General features: G+C 60.5%; 17 protein-coding genes. 10 read left to right on the top strand and 7 right to left on the bottom strand.

Annotated elements, in window-relative coordinates; all coding sequences use genetic code 11:
- Window positions 1-130 precede the first annotated feature (130 nt).
- Window positions 131-2008 (top strand): diguanylate cyclase, encoded by a 1878-nt coding sequence (locus BLT66_RS22455; RefSeq protein ID WP_092761420.1) that lies wholly within the window; start codon window positions 131-133, stop codon window positions 2006-2008.
- Window positions 2009-2024: 16 nt separating this feature from the next.
- Here the strand turns inward: BLT66_RS22455 and BLT66_RS22460 are convergent, their stop codons facing one another.
- On the bottom strand, window positions 2025-2330 hold the full coding sequence (locus tag BLT66_RS22460; protein ID WP_143029261.1) for a hypothetical protein: 306 nt from the start codon (window positions 2328-2330) through the stop codon (window positions 2025-2027).
- Window positions 2331-2472: 142 nt separating this feature from the next.
- Window positions 2473-5064, bottom strand: a complete 2592-nt coding sequence (gene clpB / locus BLT66_RS22465) for an ATP-dependent chaperone ClpB (RefSeq protein WP_092761424.1) — start codon at window positions 5062-5064, stop codon at window positions 2473-2475.
- A gap of 199 nt (window positions 5065-5263) precedes the next feature.
- Between clpB and BLT66_RS22470 the strand changes: the two genes are divergently transcribed.
- Window positions 5264-5842 carry a hypothetical protein gene (locus tag BLT66_RS22470; RefSeq protein ID WP_092761425.1) on the top strand — a complete coding sequence of 193 codons (579 nt, stop codon included), beginning with the start codon at window positions 5264-5266 and terminating at the stop codon, window positions 5840-5842.
- 216 nt (window positions 5843-6058) lie between these two features.
- Window positions 6059-6973 (top strand): 4-hydroxy-tetrahydrodipicolinate synthase, encoded by a 915-nt coding sequence (gene dapA / locus BLT66_RS22475; protein ID WP_092761427.1) that lies wholly within the window; start codon window positions 6059-6061, stop codon window positions 6971-6973.
- A gap of 4 nt (window positions 6974-6977) precedes the next feature.
- On the opposite strand, the gene BLT66_RS22480 is transcribed toward dapA, so the two are convergent.
- The 5 genes from BLT66_RS22480 to BLT66_RS22500 all read right to left on the bottom strand — a co-directional run bounded on the left by BLT66_RS22480 (window position 6978) and on the right by BLT66_RS22500 (window position 13430).
- Entirely contained in the window at window positions 6978-7460 is a 483-nt protein-coding gene (locus BLT66_RS22480; protein WP_092761429.1) for a molybdenum cofactor biosynthesis protein MoaE, read from the bottom strand.
- Window positions 7461-7673: 213 nt separating this feature from the next.
- The gene (locus BLT66_RS22485; RefSeq protein WP_092761431.1) at window positions 7674-8450 is read right to left on the bottom strand and encodes a ferredoxin--NADP reductase; all 777 of its coding nucleotides are present in this window, start codon (window positions 8448-8450) and stop codon (window positions 7674-7676) included.
- Window positions 8451-8621: 171 nt separating this feature from the next.
- Entirely contained in the window at window positions 8622-10568 is a 1947-nt protein-coding gene (locus BLT66_RS22490) for a hypothetical protein (RefSeq protein ID WP_092761433.1), read from the bottom strand.
- A gap of 12 nt (window positions 10569-10580) precedes the next feature.
- Window positions 10581-11825: a pyridoxal-dependent decarboxylase, exosortase A system-associated gene (locus BLT66_RS22495; protein ID WP_092761435.1), complete on the bottom strand. Its 1245-nt coding sequence runs from the start codon at window positions 11823-11825 to the stop codon at window positions 10581-10583.
- A 12-nt stretch (window positions 11826-11837) separates the two neighbouring features.
- Window positions 11838-13430, bottom strand: coding sequence for an acyl-CoA ligase (AMP-forming), exosortase A system-associated (locus BLT66_RS22500; RefSeq protein ID WP_092761437.1), 1593 nt, complete (start codon window positions 13428-13430; stop codon window positions 11838-11840).
- A gap of 125 nt (window positions 13431-13555) precedes the next feature.
- Between BLT66_RS22500 and BLT66_RS22505 the strand changes: the two genes are divergently transcribed.
- The 7 genes from BLT66_RS22505 to BLT66_RS22530 all read left to right on the top strand — a co-directional run bounded on the left by BLT66_RS22505 (window position 13556) and on the right by BLT66_RS22530 (window position 19575).
- Window positions 13556-13807: an acyl carrier protein gene (locus tag BLT66_RS22505; RefSeq protein ID WP_092761439.1), complete on the top strand. Its 252-nt coding sequence runs from the start codon at window positions 13556-13558 to the stop codon at window positions 13805-13807.
- Between the two features lie 15 nt (window positions 13808-13822).
- Window positions 13823-14647, top strand: a complete 825-nt coding sequence (locus BLT66_RS22510) for a hydrolase 2, exosortase A system-associated (RefSeq protein WP_092761441.1) — start codon at window positions 13823-13825, stop codon at window positions 14645-14647.
- Window positions 14644-15504: a hydrolase 1, exosortase A system-associated gene (locus BLT66_RS22515; protein WP_092761443.1), complete on the top strand. Its 861-nt coding sequence runs from the start codon at window positions 14644-14646 to the stop codon at window positions 15502-15504. Before BLT66_RS22510 ends, BLT66_RS22515 begins: the two co-directional genes overlap by 4 nt.
- Window positions 15505-15515: 11 nt before the next feature.
- Complete coding sequence (locus BLT66_RS26550) at window positions 15516-16214, top strand: hypothetical protein (protein ID WP_176955142.1); 699 nt, start codon at window positions 15516-15518, stop codon at window positions 16212-16214.
- A gap of 107 nt (window positions 16215-16321) precedes the next feature.
- Window positions 16322-17452, top strand: a complete 1131-nt coding sequence (locus BLT66_RS22520) for a DegT/DnrJ/EryC1/StrS family aminotransferase (RefSeq protein WP_176955143.1) — start codon at window positions 16322-16324, stop codon at window positions 17450-17452.
- A 24-nt stretch (window positions 17453-17476) separates the two neighbouring features.
- Window positions 17477-18601: a GNAT family N-acetyltransferase gene (locus BLT66_RS22525; protein WP_092761447.1), complete on the top strand. Its 1125-nt coding sequence runs from the start codon at window positions 17477-17479 to the stop codon at window positions 18599-18601.
- On the top strand, window positions 18598-19575 hold the full coding sequence (locus BLT66_RS22530) for a glycosyltransferase family 2 protein (RefSeq protein WP_092761449.1): 978 nt from the start codon (window positions 18598-18600) through the stop codon (window positions 19573-19575). Before BLT66_RS22525 ends, BLT66_RS22530 begins: the two co-directional genes overlap by 4 nt.
- Window positions 19576-19847 lie beyond the last annotated feature (272 nt).

The following is a 19847-nucleotide window of genomic DNA, read 5'->3' on the forward strand; positions in this document are numbered from 1 at the left end:
CCAACCTGTATGAACATGCGATGCCCATTTGCCCCCTACTCCCGGCCCTACCTCCGGCCTTATTCCCGGCCCCACTCCCCCAAGCCACGCTGCAGCTGATGCAGACGGCCACGTTCTGACCGCCACGCACATGCGCTGTTACACAACCGCAGCCCTGTTGCGCACCTGGCTGGGCTGGGTGGCCATGGCCAGCTTGCTAGCCCTGTTCCATGTGCCCGCAGCAGCCCAGGCAGCCACCACCATCGGCAACGCGCCGCAGTACCTGCTCGGCCCTGGCGTGCAGATGCTCGAAGATCCGGGCCGCAGCCTGGCGCTGGAGCAAGTCCTGCAAGCCGATACCCAGCAGCGCTTCCTCCCGCTGGCCAGCCATGGCAACGCCAGCAACTTTGGACTGACCCAATCGGCCATCTGGCTGCGCATCCCGCTGCAGACCCAGGCCAGCACACCCGGCGCCTGGCTGCTGGAAGTGGCTTTTCCCTCGCTCGACCAGGTAGAGCTGTTCACCCCGCAAGACGGCGGTGGCTTCCAGCGCCAGGTCGCAGGCGACCAGCTGCCGTTTGCCGACCGGCCACTGAGCCACCGCAACCACGTGTTCCCGCTGCAGCTGCGTCCCGACAGCAGCAGCGTTCTGTACCTGCGCGTCAGTTCTGAAGGCACTTTGTCGATTCCGCTGCGTCTGTGGCAGCCCGACGCACTGGCGCGGGACGACCACGGCAGCTACACCGTGCTCGGCGTTTACTTTGGCCTGCTGGCCGGCCTGGTGTTGTACAACCTGCTGCTGTTCATCTCGATCCGCGAACGCCTATACCTGGCCTACATCGGCTTTGCTGCCGGCATGGGCCTGACCCAGCTGGGGCTGACCGGCTTTGGCGCCGAATTCCTCTGGCCCACCCATCCGCAATGGGGCAATGCCACCACCTTGGCCAGCGCCTCCCTGGCCGGCCTGGCCGGCCTGCTGTTCACCCGCTTGTTTCTGGACACCGCCGCACAGGCACGCCGGCTGGACCGTCTGCTGCAAGGCCTGGGCTGGCTGTTTGCCATCACCGCGGTTGGCACCCTGGTGCTGCCTTACCAGCTGAGCGCCCGCTTGTTGAACCTGGCTGGCATCCTGTTCTCGGTCAGCATTGCCGGCACCGGCATCTACAGCCTGCTGCGGCGCCAGCCCGGCGCGGCCTACTTTTTGGGCGCCTGGCTGATGCTGGTGGTCGCGATCGTGGTCAAGACGGTGCACAACCTGGGCTGGCTGCCCTCGCACCCACTGGTGGTCAATGCCATCCTCATAGGTTCGGCGCTGGAGATGCTGGTGTTGGCGCTGTCGCTGGCCGACCGCATCCGCATCAGCCGCAACGACACCCACCAGGCCCTGACCCGCGTGCACGAAACGGAACAGGCGGCCCTGGAAACCCTGCGCGAAAGCGAGCGCCAGCTGGAAGGCCGGGTGCTGGAGCGCACCCAGGCACTCCAACAGGCCAACCAGCAGTTGCAGCAGAACGAATACCAGCTGGCCCTGCAAGCTAACCACGACGCGCTGACCGGCCTGGCCAACCGCAAGCTGCTGGACGACCGCCTGGCCGTCGCCATGGCCCATGCCAAGCGCAACCAGCACGGTTTTGCGGTGCTGATGCTGGATCTGGACGGATTCAAGCTGGTGAATGACGAATACGGCCACGGCGCGGGCGACACCGTGCTGCAGTCGGTCGCGCTGCGCCTGACCTCCACCGTGCGTGGCGTGGACACCGTGGCGCGGGTCGGTGGGGATGAATTTGTGCTGATCTTGGACGCAGTGAACAGCGCGGCCAGCATGATGGCGATTGCCCGCAAGATCCGCGAGGCATTGTCCGCGCCCATCACCCTGGACTGCGGCCATGTGGTGCAGATAGACACCAGCATAGGCCTGGCCATCTACCCCGTGGACGGCTCCAGCGCCGAGCAATTACTGGCCGCCGCCGACCGCGCGATGTACGCCACCAAGTCCTCGCACCAGGAAGCCGCTGCCAGCCAGCGTTAACGGCAGCGCTAAAGCGTCAGGGCTTGGTTTTTACCGTCACGTCGGTCACGTCAGAGAGATCGCGCGTAGCCGCCGGAGCACGCGCACCGGGGCGCCAGCTGTCGGCCGCCTGGTAGGCCCGGTTCCAGCCCGCGCCCGGGTTCACCCGCATCACCCAGGGGCTGACGGGCTGGCCGGTCAGCTTGGCCCAGGCGGCGCGCACGCCCCAGAGCGCGGCCAAGACCAGCACGACACACAACAGGCTGGCAAAAAACACCAGGCCCATCGCCACCAGCAACACCCGCACCACCAAACGGCTCAGGTTGGATAAAAGATCAGCCAATAAGTCCTCCGTAAGCTAACCAACTTCATATGGAGAAGCGGGCGATGGAATTCAAGGACTGCCACCCAAAATTCGGGAACCTGCCGGCAGCCAAAAAGCGGCTGGTGTAACCCAGCCGCTTTTCAGACACCCTGAGCGCCCATCAGTTCCCGAAGCTGAACTGCCCCGGCGCCTGGATCGGGTCCACATCCACCGGAATCACCGACTTGGGTGCGAACCGGCCTTCCAGCAGCAGCTTGGACAGCGGATTCTCGATGCGCTGCTGGATCGCGCGCTTCAAAGGCCGGGCGCCGAACACCGGGTCGAAGCCGACCTTGGCCAGCTCGGCCAGGGCTGCGGGCGATACCTGCAGTTCCAGGTCCATCTTCGCCAGCCGGGCCTGCAGCACCTTGATCTGGATCGCAGCAATCGCCTCGATGTTCTTCGCGTCCAGCGCATGGAACACCACGGTTTCGTCGATGCGGTTCAGGAATTCGGGGCGGAAGTAGTTCTTCAGCTCGTCCTGCACCGCGTCCTTGATGTCCTCGTAATCCCGGCCCGCCATGGTCTGGATGATGGGCGAGCCGATATTGCTGGTCATCACGATCACCGTGTTCTTGAAGTCCACGGTACGGCCCTGGCCATCGGTCAGGCGGCCGTCGTCCAGCACCTGCAGCAGGATGTTGAACACGTCCGGGTGGGCCTTTTCCACCTCGTCCAGCAGCAGCACGCTATACGGCTTGCGACGCACGGCTTCGGTCAGGTAGCCGCCCTCCTCGTAGCCCACGTAGCCGGGCGGCGCGCCGATCAGGCGGGCCACAGAATGCTTCTCCATGAACTCACTCATGTCGATGCGCACCAGGTGGTCTTCGGAGTCGAACATGAAGCCGGCCAGCGCCTTGCACAGCTCGGTCTTGCCCACACCCGTGGGGCCGAGGAACAGGAAGGAGCCGGTAGGCCGGTTCGGGTCGCTCAAACCCGCACGGGATCGGCGGATGGCGTTCGCCACGGCCGTGATCGCCTCGTCCTGGCCGACCACGCGGTCATGCAGCTTGGTCTCCATCTGCAGCAGCTTGTCGCGCTCGCCCTGCATCAGCTTGGACACCGGAATACCGGTGGCACGCGCCACAACTTCGGCGATTTCCTCGGCGCCCACCTGGGTGCGCAGCAGGCGCGGCGCGCTGGCCGTGCCCTTGCTGGATTCCTTGTCCTGCGCTTCCTTCAGCTGCTTTTCCAGATCCGGTAGCTTGCCGTATTGCAGCTCGGCCACCTTGTTGAAATCGCCCTTGCGGGTGTGTTCCTCGATCTGGAACTTCAGCTTGTCGATGGCTTCGCGCACATGGGCGCTGCCCTGGGCCTGGGCTTTCTCGGACTGCCAGATTTCGTCGTAGTCGGCGATCTCTTTTTGCAGCTTGACGATCTCTTCCTCAATCAGGCTGAAGCGCTTGATCGAGGACTCATCCTTCTCGCGGCGCACGGCTTCGCGCTCGATCTGCAGCTGGATGAGCCGGCGGTCCAGCTTGTCCATCACCTCAGGTTTCGAGTCCATCTCGATCTTGATCTTGGCCGCGGCCTCGTCGATCAGATCGATAGCCTTGTCGGGCAGGAAGCGGTCGGTAATGTAGCGGTGGCTGAGTTCGGCCGCGGCCACGATGGCCGGGTCGGTGATGTCCACGCCATGGTGGACTTCGTATTTCTCTTGCAGGCCGCGCAGGATGGCGATGGTGGCCTCCACGGTCGGTTCTCCCACCAGAATTTTCTGGAAGCGCCGTTCCAGCGCCGCATCCTTTTCGATGTACTTGCGGTACTCGTCCAAGGTGGTGGCACCCACGCAGTGCAGCTCGCCACGGGCCAGCGCCGGCTTGAGCATATTGCCGGCGTCCATCGCGCCCTCGGCCTTGCCGGCGCCGACCATGGTGTGCAGCTCGTCGATGAAGACGATGGTCTGGCCTTCGTCCTTGGCCAGCTCTTTCAGCACGGTCTTCAGGCGTTCTTCGAACTCGCCGCGGAACTTGGCCCCAGCCAATAAAGCCGCCATGTCCAGCGAGAGTACGCGCTTGCCTTTGAGCGACTCCGGCACCTCGCCCGCCACGATGCGCTGGGCCAAGCCTTCGACGATGGCGGTCTTGCCGACACCGGGCTCGCCGATCAGCACCGGGTTGTTCTTGGTGCGGCGCTGCAGCACCTGGATGGCACGGCGGATCTCGTCGTCGCGGCCGATCACCGGGTCCAGCTTGCCCAGGCGGGCGCGCTCGGTCAGGTCCATGCAGTATTTCTTCAGCGCTTCACGCTGGCCTTCGGCATCGGCGTTGTCCACGCTCTGGCCGCCGCGCACCGCGTCGACCGCGGCTTCCAGCGATTTGCGGGTCAGGCCGTTGGCGCGCACCTGCTGGGCAAAGTCGGACTTGCTGTCGGTCAGCGCCAGCAGGAACAGCTCGCTGGACACGAACTGGTCCCCGCGCTTGATGGCCTCTTTTTCGGCGCCCTGCAGCAGGCTGACGAAGTCGCGGCTGGGCTGCACCTGGTCCTGGCCGTGCACCGTGGGCAGTTTTTTGAGCGCGGCCTCGGCCATCGCCAACAGGCTGGGCACGTTGACGCCCGCGCGCTGCAGCAGCGCCTGCGGGCCGTCGTCCTGGCGCAGCATGGCGGCCAGCACGTGGGCCGGTTCGATATAACCGTGGTCGGCGCCCAGCGCCAGGGTTTGTGCATCGCCCAGGGCTTCCTGGAACTTGGTAGTGAGTTTGTCTTGTCGCATAAGAATCTCCAATGCTGTGCCAGATGGGGAGGCTGGCCGCATTTTCAAGGCTGCGGGCGGTACAGACTTTGCGCCAGATCAACTAACAAATTTATAAAAAATCGGGCTCTGGCGCAATCAACACCTGCGCCAGCAGCTACCAAAACAATAGCAAACCGGCGATACACCTGAAGCCTTGCCAAGGCCTAAAATTCGCGGCATGAACATCCACCAGCTATCGGCGCGCTACATCGAGGAGCAAGACCGCATTCTGGTGCGCATCAACACCAGCGAAGGCAGTGAAATGCGCCTGTGGCTGACCCGCCGCCTGACCCTGGCGCTGTGGCCTACGCTGAACAAGGCCGTGGTCGAGCACATCGCCCGGCAAGACAGCTTTACCGCCCATCTGCACGACGAAGCCAGCAAGAAAATGCTGGCCGACTTCCAACGCGAAGCCGTGCTCAAGAGCGCCGATTTTTCTACCCCCTACCAGGACCAGGATGCGGCCGACCCGGTCACCCTGCCCCTGGGCACGGCCCCGCTGCTGGTCACCGAGGTGCGGATCACGCCGGTGGCCAGCGGCCCCCTGAAGATCGCCTTCAACGAGCAGTTGCCCGAGCAGAAATCGCCGCGCGGCTTCCAGGTCGAGCTGGCGCCGCCGCTGGTGCACGGCCTGGTACAGCTCCTGGAGCAGGCCCTGGCCCAGTCCGCCTGGACCCAGGCCAGCGAAGTGCAGGAAGCGTTGACCCGGTCTACCGGCAGCGCCGCCGCCGAGGACCGGCCCAAGTACCTGAACTAGGCACGCCGGCCAAGTCCGTGCGTGCGTACAATCGGTCCATGCATTCCAGCTCCACGCCCATGACCTCGCAGTGCCTCGCCCTGCGTGGTAGCAGCGTGGCCGCCGGTGCATCCAAAAAACCCCAGCTCATCTGACCGGAGCTGCGGTTCCGTCCTCAGATGAGCGATGGAACCGACACTCTCCCCTCCTCCCCGTCCGGTCCGCGCTCCTTTGAAGATGGTTCTCCATCGGTCTTTGTCAAAGGAAACAAGCGTGCGTTCTCTGAATGATTTTTCTGGCCTGTGGATTTCCCTGGTCACCCCTTTTGCCGACGGTGCGGTAGACCACCCGGCCCTGGCCCGGCTGGTGCAGCAGCTGCGCGGCACCGGCATTGCCGGCTTCGTCGCCTGCGGCTCCACCGGCGAGGCCGCGTCGCTGGATGAAGCCGAGCAACAAGCCGTGCTGGACACGGTGCTGGCAGCCGCCCAGGGCCTGCCGGTGGTGATGGGCTTGTCGGGCTACCACCTGCCCAAGATGCTGGCTGCGGTGCACGCCACCAGTGCCCAGCCGGTCGCCGGCCTGCTGGTCACCGCGCCCTGCTACATCCGGCCCTCACAAGCCGGGCTGCTAAGCTGGTTCACCGACCTAGCCGACGCATCCCAGGTGCCGCTGATCATCTACGACATTCCCTACCGTACCGGCGCCACGCTGGAGCTGGCCACCCTGCTACAGCTGGCCCGGCACCCGCGCATCCGCGCCATCAAGGACTGCGGTGGCGATGCGGCCAAGACCGCCGCCCTGGTCGCCAGCGGCGCGCTACAGGTGCTGACCGGCGAAGATGCGCAGTTCTTCAACACCCTGGCCCAGGGCGGCGCGGGTGCAATATCCGCCAGCGCCCATGGCCATACGCAACGGTTTGTAAAAGTGATGCAGGCGATTGCCGAAGGTGATCTGCCGCAGGCCCGGACGCTGTGGCAGCCGCTGCTGCCCTGGATCGCCGGCCAATTTGCCGAGCCGAACCCAGGCCCTATCAAGGGCTGGCTGGCGCACTACGGGCTGATGCAGGCAGAGCTACGGGCGCCGATGACGGTGGCCTCAACGGCCCTGGTGGACCGGCTGGTCACACTGGACCAGAACCTGCCGCCGGTCTGAGCCGTCAAGCGTTGGAGGCCTTAATGCCCCAGCGCTGCAGCGCGGCGTCGTCGCTGACCCGCGCGTCGACCCAGCGCGCACCTTCCGGCGTTTGCTCTTTCTTCCAGAACGGCGCCTGGGTCTTCAGGTAGTCCATCAGGAATTCGCAGGCCTGGAAAGCCTCGCCGCGGTGCGCTGAACTCACGGCCACCCAGACGATCTGGTCCAGCGGCTGCAGCAGGCCGACACGGTGGATGACCTGCACGGCATAGATGTTGAAACGGGCCAGCGCCGCGTCGACCATGGCCTCAATCGCCTTTTCGGTCATGCCCGGGTAGTGCTCCAGCTCCATGCTCAGCACCTCGGCGCTGGCGTCCGGGTGCCAGTCGCGCACCGTGCCCAGAAAGCTGCACACCGCGCCCACCCGCCGGTCGCCCTGGCGCAAGGCGACCAGTTCGGTGCTGGGGTCAAAGTCCTGGGTCTGGATGCGGACGCGTGGCGTGGTCATGGACGTATTTTGCCTGGACTCGCCAACAATTAACCGCTATGCATTTAATAGCTGCCTCCGCAGATGAAATAAGCGCTAGCAGCCTAAAAAGTATCAACCCAAAACTACGGTGCGCCTTCCAGAGATTCCGCGGAACTGGCTTTGCCAGGCCGCAGGAATTGCCCCCTGCAAGGGGGTTGGCGAAACCGCGAAGCGTGTAGCCTGGGGGTGTGCCTACTTCTCTGCGAATGCGCGCTCAACCACGAAGTGGCCGGGCGTCGAGGTATTGCCTTCGTGGAAGCCACGCGCTTCCAGCATGTGCTTCAGGTCGACCAGCATGCCGGGGCTGCCGCACAGCATCACGCGGTCAATGGCGGGGTCGAACTCGGGCAGATCCAGGTCGGTGAACAGCTTGCCGTTGTGCAGCAGCTCGGTGATCCGGCCCATGTTGCGGTAGGACTCGCGGGTCACCGTAGGGTAGTAGCGCAGCTTGCTGGTGACCATCTCGCCCAGGAATTCGTGGGCTGGCAAATGCTCGGTCAGCATGTCGTGGTAGGCCAGCTCTTCGACCTGGCGCACGCCGTGGACCACGATGACCTGGTCGAAACGTTCATAGGTTTCGGGGTCGCGCACGATGCTCAGGAACGGCGCCAGGCCGGTGCCGGTGGACAGCAGGTACAGGTGCTTGCCGGGCAACAGGTAGTCGGTCACCAGGGTGCCGGTGGGCTTCTTGCCCACGATGATGGTGTCGCCAACCTTGATGTTCTGCAGGCGCGAGGTCAGGGGGCCGTCCGGCACCTTGATGCTCAGGAATTCGAGGTGTTCTTCGTAGTTGGCGCTGGCGATGCTGTAGGCGCGCAGCAGGGGTTTGCCGTCTTCCTTCCGCAAGCCAATCATGGTGAAGTGGCCGTTACTGAAACGCAGCGATGGATCGCGGGTGGTCGTGAAGGAGAACAGGCGGTCGGTCCAGTGGTGCACGCTCAGCACGGTTTCTTCGTTGAAAGCACTCATGTCAGATGGAGGTTGGGATGGTGAAAATTGGCGCTATTTTCCTACAGCCGAGCCCCCCACCCTGCGCCGGGCACAGCCACCCTCTGCGCTCCAAGGTAAAACCAAAAGAAATAAGCACATACCGCATATCCCACCTGCGCCAGCAGCTATTACTAATATAGCAAAGCGGTTTTACGCGGATGTGGTCGCCGGCTGCCGCCCCAGGCGCAGCGCGAAAAATGCGAAGAAAAACAGCAGAAAAGCCACCCGCGGTACGTCCAGCACGCTGCTGACCAGGCCCACCAGCGCCACCCCGCTCAGCGATGCCGCCAGGTAGGGGGCCAGCGGCTGCTGCCGGGCCCGGCCGAACACCAGGCTCCAGAGCGCTGCGCCCAGCACCGCCAGCGTCAGCAGCAGGCCCAGCAGACCGCGCTCGATCAACAGCTCCAGGTACAGGTTGTCGATATGCCACGGCAGGTAGTACGAGCGCGCCACCGGGAACCAGCGGGCCGGGCCGTCAGCAAAGTCGGTGTTGGCCAGCAGTTCCTTGCCGCCCGAAGTCCGCAGCTGTATCGACTGGAAATCCACATGCTCTCCGGCCCCCCAGATGGAGACCGCCAACACGCCGAAGCGCGGCGCGTACCAGGGCCCGCCCGTGAAGTTGCGGCCGCGCAAAGGCACGCTGAGCTGCTGCCAGACTTTGGTTGACGGCACCAGCTGCACATAGCCGTCCTGGCAGCGCGCCGGGTACAGCAGATGCCGTTCACACAGCTGCAGGTACACATCGACCGGACGCTGCACCCGCACCTGCAGCGCCGCCTGGTAGCGCTGACCGGGTAGCAGCTGCACGCGCTGGGTGATGGCGTACAGGCCGTCCAGCTCGCTGTCGGTATCGGCACCAAACAGCTGCAGATGGGCCGGTGACTGGAGCCCGGCCGGCTGCCATGCCACATGGCCCGACCATTCGCCCAACGGCGAGCTGCGTGCGTAGTTGGCAGGCAGGCGGCCCAGGCCCTTGCCCAGCAGCAGGTCACCCGGGTCTTGCAGCAGGTCCAGGCCGCGCTGCCAATGCTCGACCCGGCTGCCGAAGTCGCGCTCGGTGTCGGCCAAGCGGTCGACCATGAAACTGCCGCCGTTCAATACACCCACCACCTCGGCCACCAGCGCCAGGCTGAGCGCCCACGCCGCCTTGGAGCGCCAACCCACCGGCCGCCGGCGCTGCCACAGTGCCCGCACCAGCAGCCGGGGGTCCAGGCCGGCCTTCTGCGCCCACAGCAGCAGGCCCAACAAGAACAGCGGCGCCAGCATCGATAAGTAAACGCCGCGCGAAAACGTGGTCAGGCCCGCATAGGCCACCAGCAGGGCCAGCACCGCCCCCCAGGCCCACTGCCAGGGCCGCCGGGCGGTGCGCAAGGCCCAGACCACAAAGGGCGTAGACAAGGCCAGGTAGGCGTCAATCGCCGCGCCGCCCACATGCATCTCCCAGAACAAGGCGGTGGTGCGGTATTTGGCGGTGAAGTTGAACCAGCCGGGAAACGCCCCGCGCTCCCACAGCACCACCAGGGTTACGCAGACCAGGCCCGCCAACATGCCGACGGCCAGGCGCTTACAGGTCTGCGCGGACGAGCGGTGCAAGTCGTGCTGCAGCAAGGGCATGCACAAACTGGCCCAGAGCAGGCTTTTGAAGATGCGCCAGCTGTTCAGCGGGTCCGCATAGCCCTGGAACCAGCCCCAGCGCCAGCCACCCGCGTCCTGTACCCCGCGCAGCATGGCCAGCAAGCCCGCGCTGGCCAGCACAACGACAGCCACGGTGGAAAAAGAGAGCTTGCGGCGCCAACGGAACGGTTCCACCGTCGGTTGCCTCGCCAATCGGAAATAGCCGGCGGCCAGCACGGCCAGCAGCAGCAGGTCGAACTCATCAAAGACCAGCCAGCCGGTCCAGGGCGCGAAGTTCAGAAACGGCAGGCCGGCGGGAACCGCAAACAGCCAGAGGCCAGGCCGCCAGGCCATGGTGACGCTGGCCGCATAAAACCCCAGCAGCGCCAGCATGGGCGCCGCCGGATGGGCGGCTGCCAAGCCCAGACCGGCGCCGAAACAGATGAGCGCCAGCAGCGCCGAGACAGTCCTGCGCGGGTCCACCCCGGGGCGTGCCTAGACCAGCACTTCCACGCAGGCCGGGTGGCCTAGAAAACCTTGCGGGCTGGCACTCGCACCATAGGCGCCCGACTGGAACACCACCACCAGATCGCCCTCGTCGGCTCGGGGCAAGACCATGCGGTCGCCCAGCAGATCCAGCGGCGTGCAGAGCGGGCCGACCACGGAGGCTGGCTCGGTATCCAGCGCGCCCATGCGGTTACCGATGGCCACCGGATAGTTTTTGCGGATCACCTGGCCGAAGTTGCCCGAGGCCGAGAGATGGTGGTGCAAACCGCCGTCGGTGACCAGAAACACCTGGCCGCGCGAGACCTTGCGGTCCAGCACACTGGCCACATACACGCCGGCCTCGCCCACCAGATAGCGGCCGAGTTCGATGACGAACGCCGCTTGGGGAAGCTCAGTCTTGGCGCGCTCGGCCAATGCGGCCAGGTTGTCGCCAATCGGCCGCAGATCGATGCGCTGCTCCCCAGGGAAGTAAGGAATGCCAAAACCGCCGCCCAGGTTCAAAAAGCGCACTGGCTGCGGCGCGCTGTCGGCCAGGCGCACGGCCAGCGCGTAGGACTTTTGTTGGGCTTCGCAAATCGATTCGGGGCGCAGGTTTTGCGAACCGGCGAACAGGTGAAAGCCTTCGAACGCCAGGCCTGCGGCACCGATGGCGGCCAGCAGCTCGGGCATCTGCTCCACGTCCACGCCAAACTGCTTGGGGCCACCGCCCATCTTCATGCCCGAGCCCTTGAGCTCGAAATCGGGGTTCACGCGCACCGCGACCCGGGCGGGCACGCCCAGCGCGGCAGAAATCTTCTCCAGCAGATGTACTTCGCGCATGGATTCGAGGTTGATCAGCACGCCCGAGGCCACGGCCTGGCGCAGCTCGGCCTCGCGCTTGCCCGGGCCGGCGAAGCTGACCTCTTGCGGGTCGGCGCCGGCATCCAGCGCCACCTTGAGCTCGCCGGCCGAGGCGACATCGATGCCGTCGACCAGCCCGGCCATCAGCCCGACCACCGCCGGCATGGGGTTGGCCTTCATCGCATAGTGCAGCTTGACGCTGGCCGGCAAGGCGCTGCGCAGCTCGGCCACCCGGTTGCGCAGCTGGGTCCGGTCATACGCGTAGAACGGGGTTTGGCCCACCCGCGCAGCCAGTTGCGACAAGGGCATGCCGCCCACCACCAGCTCGCCGTCACGGACAGGAAACTGGGACAGAGGCGCGTGGACGGGGATGGGGCGGTCGATGGCGGTCATATAAAAAGGTGCTCAGTTAGCGTTGCGCTCGGCCCAGTCGGTGGATAGCCATTTGCGGTCGATCTTGCCATTCGGATTGCGTGGCAAGGGCCCGGCCACCACTTCCACATGGGCAGGCACCATGTAGGCGGGCATGCGGCTGCGGCAATCGGCCAACAAGGCTGCGGTGTCGAGTGGCGCATCTTCTGGCGCGGTGGCGATCACCTGGATCGCCTGGCCCCAGGCCGGGTGCTCCACGCCAAAGGCCACGCACTCGCCGACCCGTTTGGTGGCGTACAGCACTTCTTCCACCTCGGTAGGGCTGACGCGGTAGCCGGAAGACTTGATCATCTCGTCACGCCGGCCGATGAAGTACAGAAAGCCTTCGGCGTCCATGCGCACGGTATCGCCGGAAAACACGGCGTACTCGGGCAGCTGCAGGCCGGCCTGGCGGCCGGGTGCGTCTGCGGCCAGCAGCTTGTAGCGCTCGGCGGTTTTTTCGGCATCGTTCCAGTAGCCCAGGCCGACCAAGGCGCCGCGGTGCACCAGTTCGCCGGGTTCGTCCGGGGCGCAGGGACTGCCGTCTTCGCGCAGCACCAGGATCTCGGCGTTTGGAATGGCTTTGCCGATGGAATCGGGACGGCGGTCCACCTCGGCCGGCGGCAGATAGGTAGAGCGGAAGGCTTCGGTCAGGCCGTACATCAGAAACGGCTGGCTCTTGGGCACGCGCTGGAGCAACAAGTCCAGGGTTTCGCGCGGCATGCGCCCACCGGTGTTGGCAAAGTAACGCAGCTTGTCGCCGATCGCGGCTGGCCATTCGAGCTGGGTCAGCTGGATGTACAGAGGCGGCACAGCGGTCAGGCCGGTCACGCCTTCGCGCTCCATGGCTTTGAGCACATCGCGCGGCATCAGGTAGTTCAGCAGCACGACCCGCGCGCCGACGAAGAACGCCGTGGTCAGCTGGCTGAAACCCGCGTCGAAAGACAAAGGTAATGCAGCCAACAAGGTGTCAGCACTGGTATTCTCTAGGTAGCTTGCTACACTTTTTGCACCGGCCACCATATTACGGTGCGACAGCACCACGCCCTTGGGCTTGCCGGTGCTGCCTGAGGTGTACAAGATGGCGGCCATGTCGGTATCGATCACCCGGTGCCCGGCACGGGGCGGCGCAGCCAGCAAATCACGCCACAGGGTTTGCGGCAGGCCGGGGCCAGGCTGCGGTGCCGGGTCGGTCACCACCACATGCCGCAGATCGGGGCAATCGCCGAGCACACCGGCCAGCAGCGCGAGACGGTCCGGCGAAGTCACCAGAACCCTCACATTGCAATCGCGCAAGATGAAGGCGACCTGCTCGGGCTTGAGCAAGGGATTGAGCGGTACAAAGACTGCCCCTGCGGCTGGCGCGCCAAAGCTGGCCACCACGGTTTCGAAGCGCTTCTCCAGGTAAATCGCCACCCGCTCGCCACGCGCCAGACCCAAGCCCATCAAGCCTGCAGCAAAACCGGTGACGGCCTGGTGCAGTTCGCCATATCCCATCGATGCGGCGCCGTGGGTGAGCGCCCGGTCTAGCGGCGCCCGCTGGGCTGACTCGGCAATAAGTTCATGCAAAAGAGTGGATTCACGCATAGAGATAGAGCTGGCGCCGTAGAAATCAGGGATTCTCAAAAGTATCGCACAGGGATTCGGGCTCCCACTGTGTATGCGCCGCCTAGAATGCGGCCTACTTTTAGCAAATAAAACAGAGGTTTTCCATGGATGTGACACAGGAGGTCATTCGGGTGTTGGACGAGGTGCTGAGCTTGAATGGCCGCGGCGCAGCTTTTACCCGCGAAACCCATTTGCTCGGCGCCATTCCCGAGCTGGATTCCATGGCCGTTGTATCGCTGATCACCAGCCTGGAAGAGCATTTTGGCCTGACAGTGGACGACGACGATATGGATGGGTCGACGTTCGCGACGGTTGGTTCGTTGGCCGATTTTGTCACCGACAAACTTAACGCCTGAAACTTGCCACGCCACATGCAAGCGTTCTTCCTGCCTCTAGGGTCTGGCCAGAGGTTTGCCATGTTCCACCCATCACAAAGTGCCGTTACGCGCGGGTTGATCGTCTACGTGCATCCATTTGCCGAAGAAATGAACAAGTCCCGTCGTATGGCGGCCTTGCAAGCACGGGCAATGGCGAATGCCGGGTATACGGTTCTGCAACTGGACTTATTGGGTTGCGGCGATAGCTCTGGAGACTTCGGCGATGCAAGCTGGCAGGACTGGGTCGACGATGTAGTCTTTGCCTGCCAATGGTTGCGCAGCAAGTGTGACGCGCCCTTGTGGCTGTGGGGACTACGGGCAGGTTGCCTGCTGACTGTACAGGCCGCCCAGCATCTGAACGAGACATGTCATTTTCTTTTTTGGTCTCCCACTCCGGCCGGCAAGCCACTGCTGCAACAGTTTTTACGCCTGAAGGCAGCCGGCGATCTGGCCAGCGGCAATGCAAAAGCGGTCATGGATGGCTTACGGCAGCAGTTGGCGGCAGGCGCGCCCGTTGAAATTGCGGGTTATCTGCTTTCCGCAGAGTTGGCATCTGGCATGGAGCTCGCCACGTTGACGCCCCCGGTTTCTGCTGGTCGACTGGAGTGGCTGGATGTATCAACCCAAGCAAATGCTTCTCTGTCGCCCGCCTCTACCAAACAGCTGCAGACCTGGCAAAGCGCCGGGGTCAGCGTGCGGAGCCAAGTGGTCGAAGGCCCCCCGTTTTGGCAAACCAGTGAAATAGAAGAGGCTCCGAACTTGCTGGTCGCAACACTCGCTGCATTGGATCAACCGACTTCTGCTGCGGCTACCCCATGAGCGCAACCGAACAAGCTGTGTTGTTCTCTTGCGCTCAAGAGACCCAAGTTGGAATTCTTAGCTTACCCACGGAACCAGCGCAAGTGGCCGTGGTGATTGCGGTGGGCGGGCCCCAATACCGCGCTGGAAGCCATCGGCAGTTTGTATTATTGGCACGCAGATTGGCCACCGCCGGCTACGCGGTACTGCGCTTCGACTACCGTGGCATGGGTGACAGCAGCGGTACCGCCAAAGACTTTCTCAATGCCAGCCCGGATATTGCAGCTGCAATCAACACATTGCACGAACACTCGCCGCAGATTCGCAGCACGGTCATCTGGGGCCTATGCGATGCGGCATCCGCCGCACTGCTGTATCTGCAAGACACGCAAGATACCCGTGTGACCGGGCTATGTTTGCTAAATCCATGGGTACGCTCCGAGACCAGCTTGGCACGCACGCAGGTCAAGCACTACTACATTCAACGCCTGATGCAGCGTACATTCTGGACCAAGCTGCTAAGTGGTCAGGTGGCGTGGAGCGCCTTGAAAGGTTTAGCCAATAATATTCGTCTATCCAGGACGACCTCGCCTTCAAGAGGTTCCGGTAATCTGCCATTTCAGCAACGTATGGCAAATGGATGGATGAATTTTGATGGTCGCATCCTTCTGCTGCTCAGTGGTAATGATTACACGGCCAAAGAATTTCTAGAGTACGCTGGCGTGGATGCTGCCTGGTCCCGGGCTTTTCAACATAAACAGTTGGAGAGACACGATTTGACGAACGCTGACCATACTTTTTCCAACAGGCTGGCACAAGTCGCTGTCGAGAACTTGACGCTGGATTGGCTGGCAAAAACAGGCAACCCAGTTAAATGATGGAGTTAAAGATGATGTTTCCAATGAAACTCCGGCTATTTCATTATTTTTTCGTTTTCATATTACTGGTTAGCCGTTCATCATTTGCACAAGTTACGAGTGCAGAATGTGGCTCATTGGAAAATGCATTTGGACCTTTTGACTATCGGGTCGAACGCGGCAACAATTTGCATCTTGTTGAAATAGGACACTTTACTCCAGCCGTCGAAGCGCTCATAAAAGGGAATGCGGGCTATCTGGGAGGAGATTTGGATTACACGCTAAGAGCTTTTCCAAACCATCACAGAGCCTTGATGTCTATGATGCGATATGGGGAAAGAAGCAAAACACCTATTCCCAGAGATATGCGTTATTCCGTTGAATGTTATTTTGAGCGAGCCATTCGTTTTCGCCCAGATGATGCAATTTCACGCATGATTTATTCAATGTATCTGGCTAAAAGTGGCCGTAGCGCCGATGCGGTTCGCCAGCTAGACGTTGCAGCGCAAGGCGCAGAAGACAAAGAGAATGCGTTCACCCATTACAACTTAGGTCTGAATTACTTTGACCTTAAAGAATATGGGAAGGCACTAGCCCAGGCACATAAGTCCTATGCCCTAGGATTCATCCAACCTGCCTTGAGGGATAAACTCAAGGAAGTGGGCAAATGGACAGACCCCGAACCGGCGGTCGACGAAACAGCCAAGCCATCCACAGATATCGCCAAATAACCCCCAGAGAGTGTTGTTTGCAAAGCAATTTCAAAGAATTCAAGGGCACTCCACGCGCACTACCTCGAGGGCCCGTACTCGATTGGTCCAGTTTCGGGCGTACGAACATGCCCAACATACGCAGTGTTGAGGCACTGCCACACACAGCATTCACCACCAGTGGCCGAGCGGCTATTTACCAGGCACTATTGCAGCTAAAGCCACCGGCTGGCAGCTTAGTACTTGTGCCTACCTACCACTGCCCGACCATGGTGGCACCCGTGCTGCTAGCACAGTTGCAAGTCTCCTATTTCGGATTGCTGCCCAATGGACTTCCTAATCTTGATACGATTAACCCTGCCATACTAGATAAATGCAAAGCCATATTGGTTCCGCATTATTTCGGTCTGGCCCAGTCGCTGAATAAAGTGCGTCAATGGTGCGATGGACACGGGATTGCACTCATTGAGGATTGCGCGCACTGCTACTTTGGGGAAGCAGGAGAAAGAGCAGTTGGGGCTTGGGGCGACTTTGCAACCGCAAGTTTGTCCAAATTCTTCCCGGTACCGGAAGCCGGTCTACTCGCTTCAGCACATCGAGCCATTACCCCACTGCAACTAGAAAATCCCTCCTTGAAAGCTCAGCTCAAAGGTTGGCTGGACGTAATGGAACTTGCCTCAAGCTACCAGCGTTTACGCGGGGTCAGTGCCTTACTGGCACCTTTTTTTCGCTTCAAAAATTTCCGTGCGCAGACATCCAATGCACAGGAAGCTGAAGCTCAACCCGTTGCAAGCACCATGATGCGGGACTGCGATATGTCGCGCATCCAACAAACGCCGTTATCGGCAGCCATGGCCCTGAAAGCCACGCTCCCCCGCGGCCGGATAATCGCCCGTCGTCAACAAAACTTCGCCAACTATGCGGCACACTTTGTTGATGTGCCAGGAGCGCGGCCCTTGTTTCCCTACAACCCAAACTCGGTAGGGTCCACAGCACCATATGTTTTTCCTTTGTGGGTGGACGAACCAGACGAAATCTACCAAGCATTGCGCTTGCTCAAACTTCCGGTTTTTCGTTGGGATCGTATCTGGCCAAGCACGCCCACCTTACCGCAGGACGTGGGGCCCTTATGGAGCCACCACGTGCTACAACTTTTATGCCACCAAGACCTCAGCTCGGAAGATATTGACCACACGGCCGAAATGCTGCTGCGCTTACTAAAAGCACAGCGGTCAACACTGCATCCCGCTGAAGCTTAGCGGCAACAACACACATCTATACGCATGCAAGCCTCCAAACTTCACTGGCAAAACCTGCCCGCTGATGCACTCCAGCGAAACACGGATTTGATAGCAGAATGGGATCGCCTTAACGCCGCCCGTGCCGATTTGCCCTTCATGACAGCCCACGCAGTGCAATTGGCGCTCACTATATTTGGTTCGGGCACGGAAAGGCTGCTGGTTGCGAAGCAATCCGAGTCAATTGTGGCGATGCTAGTGCTGGTACCCGATGGCTTGCTCCAATGGCGTACCTTTCAGCCGTCGCAGTTGCCCCTGGGTGTATGGGTGGCTGAAAACAGCCTCAGCTCAACAGATCTCGCACGCAGCTTAGTCAAAGGGCCACTTGGCCTATGCTTGGTACTGTCTATTACCCAAATAGATCCCTTGATCGCGCCACGCGAACTAGATCAGGCCGACACCAAGCAGATTGATTACATCGACACCGGATGGATCGAGATTACCGGCACATTTGAAGACTACTGGGCCGCCCGTGGCAAGAACCTACGCCAAAACATGCGCAAGCAAAGAAACAAGCTCGCCGCCGAAGGTGTTGTCACTAGCATGCGTGTACTAATAGCGCCCGAAGAAATGGCCGACGCGATTGCTCGATACGGCGTACTGGAAAGCTCAGGATGGAAGGCTTCTGAAGGAACGGCCATACATCCGGAAAATCAGCAAGGTCAATTTTATATACAACTATTCCAGAATGCTGCCAAACACGACGGGGCCGTTGTCTATGAATATCTATTCAACGAAAAAACAGTTGCACTTAATTTATGTATACAAAGGAAAGACTCATTGGTTATTCTAAAAACAACCTATGATGAATCTATCCAAGCCTATTCACCTGCATTTTTATTAAGTCAAGACGAAGTTGAACATATATTTGGCCAAGGAAAAATTCGACGCCTGGAATACTATGGTCGGATGATGGAATGGCATACGCGTTGGACCGAAAGCAAGCGCACGCTATATCACCTCACATGCTACCGATGGGCCTGGCTTAAAAATTTAGCCGGGCGCAGACAGAAGAAAACTGAGCATATCGACACTTCACTGCCGCAGACATTAGCAGCCAATCATGTTCACGTAGCCCAACAGGTTACCCCGCAGGAATCTAGCCCGTGATCACCGTCATAATTCCCTACTATCAAAAGGAATCCGGAATACTCACTAGGGCATTGGCAAGCATTGCAGCGCAGCAATCTCCGGGCATGGCTGTGCATGTTCTCATCGTGGATGATGCATCACCGATTTCTGCAGAGTCAGAAGTAAAAAATTTAAACCCGAACAACCACACACTTCAAATAATTAAACAAAATAATGGGGGGCCTGGCTCGGCGCGCAACACAGGTATTAACAATGCACCGCCGCAAACCCGTTATATTGCGTTTCTTGATTCTGATGACGAATGGTCGCCTGATCATCTGCGGCGCGCTGTTACCGCAATGGGTGTTGGGTTTGATTTTTATTTTGCCGATCACCATCAATTAGGCGCAACGGTCGGTGCATTTGCAAGAGCGGGTCGCATTCGACCGGAAGATCATCCCCAAATTCCTCTACCGGATAAAAACATACATGCATATACGGGAGACTTACTGGATCAAATTATTCGAGGGAATGTAATTGGCACATCTACCGTCGTGTATGATTTTTTACGCTTCCCAGATAAACGTTTCAAAATTGAATTCACCAACGCGGGTGAAGATTATTTATTCTGGATGGATATCGCACATAGTGGCGCCAAAGGAATTTTTTCAAATCAGTCAGAGGCCAAATATGGTCGAGGAGTAAACATATATGCGGGCACTGGCTGGGGAAATGAAAAACATCTACTACGCATTCATAATGAGATAAAGTATAAAAAATTAATCTGCGATATTTTCCCAATCACACCCCTTCAACACTCTCATATTATTAGAGATTTGAAGAGCTTGCGCTTTTCATTTGCACAAGATCTCCTGCATCGAGTTTTTCATCGCAAAAAACTACCCTTATCATTGTTGCGTGAGCACTTCGTTTTGGATCCCCTTAGCTTTCTTTTACTTCCACTGGCGCTGCTAAGCTCGCTAACGCAACGAAGAAAAGCCAAAGCACCATAAGTTCAGCCCCTCGGTTCAAAATAAATTTTTGCCACCAAAACGCGATGCAGACCCGTTGCCCCTAAGAATCCATTGATACTGCTCGTTTTCATAAATGGTAAAAGAATCACTTCGTTAATTTTTGCTCTTTATGCGCAGCGCCCGCATGAATCATTAAACCGACAAACCCATCACAGCAGTGACGCTGAGTGAGCTACGCATCTGGTGTTCATTTCCGTGCAAATCGGACCCAGTAGTGGTCGTGGCAAAAGCTTAGCCAGATTTGAGCCTGA

The organism is Rhodoferax sp. OV413, assembly GCF_900104385.1.
Classification (GTDB): domain Bacteria; phylum Pseudomonadota; class Gammaproteobacteria; order Burkholderiales; family Burkholderiaceae_C; genus Rhodoferax_B.

Coding starts and splice junctions, on each gene's coding strand:
- BLT66_RS22455 (WP_092761420.1), top strand. CDS start 131: ATGCGCTGTTACACAACCGCAGCCCTGTTGCGCACCTGGCTGGGCTGG.
- clpB (WP_092761424.1), bottom strand. CDS start 5,064: ATGCGACAAGACAAACTCACTACCAAGTTCCAGGAAGCCCTGGGCGAT.
- BLT66_RS22470 (WP_092761425.1), top strand. CDS start 5,264: ATGAACATCCACCAGCTATCGGCGCGCTACATCGAGGAGCAAGACCGC.
- dapA (WP_092761427.1), top strand. CDS start 6,059: ATGGTTCTCCATCGGTCTTTGTCAAAGGAAACAAGCGTGCGTTCTCTG.
- BLT66_RS22480 (WP_092761429.1), bottom strand. CDS start 7,460: ATGACCACGCCACGCGTCCGCATCCAGACCCAGGACTTTGACCCCAGC.
- BLT66_RS22485 (WP_092761431.1), bottom strand. CDS start 8,450: ATGAGTGCTTTCAACGAAGAAACCGTGCTGAGCGTGCACCACTGGACC.
- BLT66_RS22495 (WP_092761435.1), bottom strand. CDS start 11,825: ATGACCGCCATCGACCGCCCCATCCCCGTCCACGCGCCTCTGTCCCAG.
- BLT66_RS22500 (WP_092761437.1), bottom strand. CDS start 13,430: ATGCGTGAATCCACTCTTTTGCATGAACTTATTGCCGAGTCAGCCCAG.
- BLT66_RS22505 (WP_092761439.1), top strand. CDS start 13,556: ATGGATGTGACACAGGAGGTCATTCGGGTGTTGGACGAGGTGCTGAGC.
- BLT66_RS22510 (WP_092761441.1), top strand. CDS start 13,823: ATGCAAGCGTTCTTCCTGCCTCTAGGGTCTGGCCAGAGGTTTGCCATG.
- BLT66_RS22515 (WP_092761443.1), top strand. CDS start 14,644: ATGAGCGCAACCGAACAAGCTGTGTTGTTCTCTTGCGCTCAAGAGACC.
- BLT66_RS26550 (WP_176955142.1), top strand. CDS start 15,516: ATGATGTTTCCAATGAAACTCCGGCTATTTCATTATTTTTTCGTTTTC.
- BLT66_RS22520 (WP_176955143.1), top strand. CDS start 16,322: ATGCCCAACATACGCAGTGTTGAGGCACTGCCACACACAGCATTCACC.
- BLT66_RS22525 (WP_092761447.1), top strand. CDS start 17,477: ATGCAAGCCTCCAAACTTCACTGGCAAAACCTGCCCGCTGATGCACTC.